The sequence below is a fragment of the Companilactobacillus versmoldensis DSM 14857 = KCTC 3814 genome, assembly GCF_001434295.1.
GTDB lineage: Bacteria > Bacillota > Bacilli > Lactobacillales > Lactobacillaceae > Companilactobacillus > Companilactobacillus versmoldensis.
Genome location: NZ_AZFA01000042.1, coordinates 1 through 3784, shown reverse-complemented (window position 1 = coordinate 3784; position 3784 = coordinate 1). Strand labels below are relative to the sequence as shown.

General features: G+C 40.5%; 3 protein-coding genes. 2 read left to right on the top strand and 1 reads right to left on the bottom strand.

Annotated elements, in window-relative coordinates:
- Nucleotides 1-19: 19 nt before the first annotated feature.
- Nucleotides 20-1939, bottom strand: coding sequence for an ABC-F family ATP-binding cassette domain-containing protein (locus FC27_RS11285; protein ID WP_010624828.1), 1920 nt, complete (start codon nt 1937-1939; stop codon nt 20-22).
- Nucleotides 1940-2076: 137 nt separating this feature from the next.
- Between FC27_RS11285 and FC27_RS11280 the strand changes: the two genes are divergently transcribed.
- Together FC27_RS11280 and manA are read left to right on the top strand one after the other, a co-directional pair.
- Nucleotides 2077-2730, top strand: coding sequence for a redox-sensing transcriptional repressor Rex (locus tag FC27_RS11280; protein WP_010624827.1), 654 nt, complete (start codon nt 2077-2079; stop codon nt 2728-2730).
- A gap of 25 nt (nt 2731-2755) precedes the next feature.
- A complete protein-coding gene (gene manA, locus FC27_RS11275; RefSeq protein WP_010624826.1) occupies nt 2756-3724 on the top strand; it encodes a mannose-6-phosphate isomerase, class I in 969 nt (322 codons plus the stop codon).
- Nucleotides 3725-3784: the final 60 nt, after the last annotated feature.

The window sequence follows — 3784 nt, the reverse complement described above, 5'->3', positions numbered from 1 at the left end:
GACTTAGAGCCAATCTTTTTTAATCTTCATAACTTTCTAGGTCCAACGACTTCTCGGTCCAGTCGTCTTCGAGTTTGCTTTGTGCTGCTTTATTTTCGTCTAATTCTTTTTGCAGGTCGCCTAACTTGGTATATGATGTTAGGTTCTCGGGTTTGGTCATTTCTTTTTGAATGGCGGCATTTTTCTCGTCTAGATTTGAGATCTGCTTTTCGAGGTCTTCGACTTGGCGTCTTAATTTGCGTTGAGCTTTTTGCTGTTCTTTTGATTGTTGGTATTCAATCTTTTTCTCGCTAGTATTATTAGATTTATCAGAAATATTTTTTTCCGGTTCTGCTTCGGTAGTTTTTTCGACATAATAGTCGTAATCGCCGAGATAAGTCTTGCTACCGGAGGGAGTTATTTCGACGATCCGGTCAGCTAAAGTATTCAATAAGTACCGGTCATGAGACACAAACAGAACTGTACCAGCGAAACGTTTGAGGGCATCTTCCAAAACTTCCTTACTATCAATGTCCAAATGGTTAGTTGGCTCATCCATGACTAAAAAGTTGTCATGTTCCATCGATAGTTTAGTTAGTGTCAGGCGAGCTTTTTCTCCGCCGGATAACCCAGCGACAGGTTTGAGCACGTCATCTCCACTGAATAAGAATGAGCCTAAGATGTTTCGGATTATTTGCTCGTCGAGTAGAGGATGGCGGTCCCAGATTTCGTGGAGCACGTCCTTTTTTGGATCCAGACTGTCAAGGTTCTGATCATAGTAGCCAGTTTGGACATTAGCTCCGAATTGATAGGACCCTGCCAGTAATGGGATCTGGTCGAGAACCGACTTCAACAAGGTTGACTTACCGATCCCGTTTGGTCCAATGACACCAACTCGTTCTCCTTTTTTAATGTCAAGATTGATTGGTGCAGACATGACTTGATCGGCTTGATAACCGATGGCAGCATCCTTGATCAACAGGACATCGTTACCACTCTCGCGGTCGATTTCAAAGGAGAAGTGGGCTGAACCTTGGTCACTATCGGGCTTGTCCATGACGTCCATTTTCTCGAGTTTTTTACGACGGCTTTGGGCCATTTTCGTGGTCGAGGCGCGGACGATATTTTTCTGGATGTACTCTTCAGTTTTTTTGATCTCAGCTTGTTGCTCTTGATAATGTTTCCATTCGACTTCTTGATTCCGTTTTTTCTCTTGAAGATAGAAACTGTAGTTCCCAGAATAGTGGTTGGCTGAATGATGATTGATCTCAACGATTTCCGTTGCTACTTTATCGAGGAAATACTGGTCGTGAGAAACGATGACTAGGGCTCCACGGTAATTTTTGAGATAACTTTCTAGCCATTCGACAGTCTCGATATCCAGGTGGTTAGTTGGCTCATCCAAAAGTAGGATGTCGTGATGTTCCAAGAGCATCTTGGCCATTGCCAGTCGTGAACGTTCGCCACCAGATAAGGTAGAAACTTTTTCATGCCAGACATCTTCGTCAAAACCGAATCCTTTTAGGACACTGCGGATCTCAGATTGATAGCTATAACCGTTTTCTTGTCGAAAGGTGGTCTGGAGCTGATCGTATTGTTTGAGCAATTGATCGTAGTCGTTGACTGAGTTGTCAGCTAATTTTTCTTCCAGATCACGCATTTGCTTTTCTTGGACTTTTAGGTAGTCGAAAACGGCTTCCATTTCTTTGAAAATTTCATTGTCACTGTTGAGTCCAGAATCCTGTGCCAAGTATCCAATATTAGTATCTTTTTTGAGAGCAATATTTCCTGATGTATAACTCTCATCCTCGGATAAAATTTTTAATAAAGTTGACTTACCAACACCGTTTCGGCCAACTAGACCAATTCGACTGTTGTCTTGAACTTCAAAGCTAATATTAGAGAATAATTTTTTGGTTCCAAAATTCTTTGTAATATTTTGGGCTTGTAATAATATCAATATAAAACTCCTTCTGTATTCACAAATTATACTATGTATTTTGTCGTTTTCATGCCTTTTTTACTCAAAAATATTGCTTTTTTCACAAGTTTTATTTATTATAGTTGATAGTGAAAAAACACACATGGTGGAGGATTATGACAAAAACAACAGTTCCTAATGCGACAATCAAAAGATTGCCAATATATTATAGATATTTTCAATTCCTAAAAGATGAAGGTACACAAAAGATATCTTCTGGCGAATTGTCTGACGGTATCAAGATCGATAGCGCTACGATCCGTCGTGATTTCTCATATTTGGGTGCCTTAGGTAAACGTGGTTATGGTTATGACGTTAATGAATTAGTTGCCTTCTTTAAGAAGTTACTTAACCAAGACAAGCGGACAAACGTCGCTTTGGTTGGTGTTGGCAACTTAGGTAACGCCTTGTTAAATTATAATTTCTCAAGAACTAATAACGTTCGAATCGCTGCAGCTTTCGATATCGACAAGTCGATCGTCGGCACAGTTAAGAGCGGTGTTCCCGTTTACGATATTAGTGAGATCAAAGAACAATTAAGTTTACAACAGATCGATGTAGTTATTTTAACAGTTTCTTCTAATGCAGCACAAACTACCGCAGATGAATTGGCTAAGGCTGGCGTACGAGGAATCTTGAACTTTACGCCTGTGATCATTAACGTACCAAGCTCAATTCGGGTACATTACGTTGATTTGGCTAACGAATTGCAAACACTGATCTTTTTCTTAGATCGTGATCGCGATGCAAAAGAACAAGAAACTGACTAATCATCTTTGATATGGGGGATAATGTATGAGTGAACCTTTATTTTTAAAACCAGTTTTTCACAAGAAACTTTGGGGCGGTCGTAAGTTGGAACAAGCTTTCGGTTATGACTTGCCAGAAGGTAATATTGGTGAATGCTGGGCCATTTCTGGACATCCACATGGACGTTCACAAGTAGAAAATGGTCAATTTGCAGGACAATACTTAGACGACCTTTGGAATGATCATAAAGAATTATTCGGTGATCCTAAGGGGAAAGTATTCCCATTGTTAACGAAAATCTTGGACGCAGAAGCTAGCTTGTCAGTCCAAGTTCATCCTGACAACGAGTATGCAGCTAAACATGAACATGATTTGGGCAAGACCGAGTGCTGGTACGTGATTGATGCCGAACCTGGTTCATACTTGATTTATGGTCATAATGCCAAAAATAAGGCCGAGTTGGATGAAATGATCGAATCAGGCGACTGGGACGATCTCTTAAGAAAGGTACCAGTCAAAACTGGCGACTTTTTCTATGTCCCAAGCGGGACAGTCCATGCCTTGAACAAAGGTATCATGGTCTTAGAGACCCAACAAAGCAGTGACACGACTTATCGTTTATATGACTATGATCGAGTAGATCAAAGCACTGGTAAGAAACGCGAATTGCACATTAAGCAGTCAGAAGATACTATCATGGTCCCACATCAGGACCCTGAATTAGATATCCAACAACGTAGCGAAGGGAAAAATAAATTCACTACTTACGTGCAGCCACCGGTGTCACCTTACTTTGCTGTCTATCGCTGGCAATTGCAAGAAGCCGCTGTCTTCAATCATGAGATTGGAAATTATACACTCATCTCGATCTTAGACGGTTCTGGACTTTTAACTATCGAAGGTAATGATTATAAGCTTAAAAAAGGTCAACACCTTATCATACCGGCCACGGCTACTCAATGGACCATTGATGGTGAATTAGATATCATCGCTTCAGAATCTGGTGAAGAATAACACAAACTAGGACATTTCCTCTTGGAAATGTCCTTTTTCTTTGGCTCTAAGTCAAATCGT

What these genes read in the sequence shown, in the direction of transcription:
- FC27_RS11280 (WP_010624827.1), top strand. Translation starts at nt 2,077, where the DNA reads ATGACAAAAACAACAGTTCCTAATGCGACAATCAAAAGATTGCCAATA.
- manA (WP_010624826.1), top strand. Translation starts at nt 2,756, where the DNA reads ATGAGTGAACCTTTATTTTTAAAACCAGTTTTTCACAAGAAACTTTGG.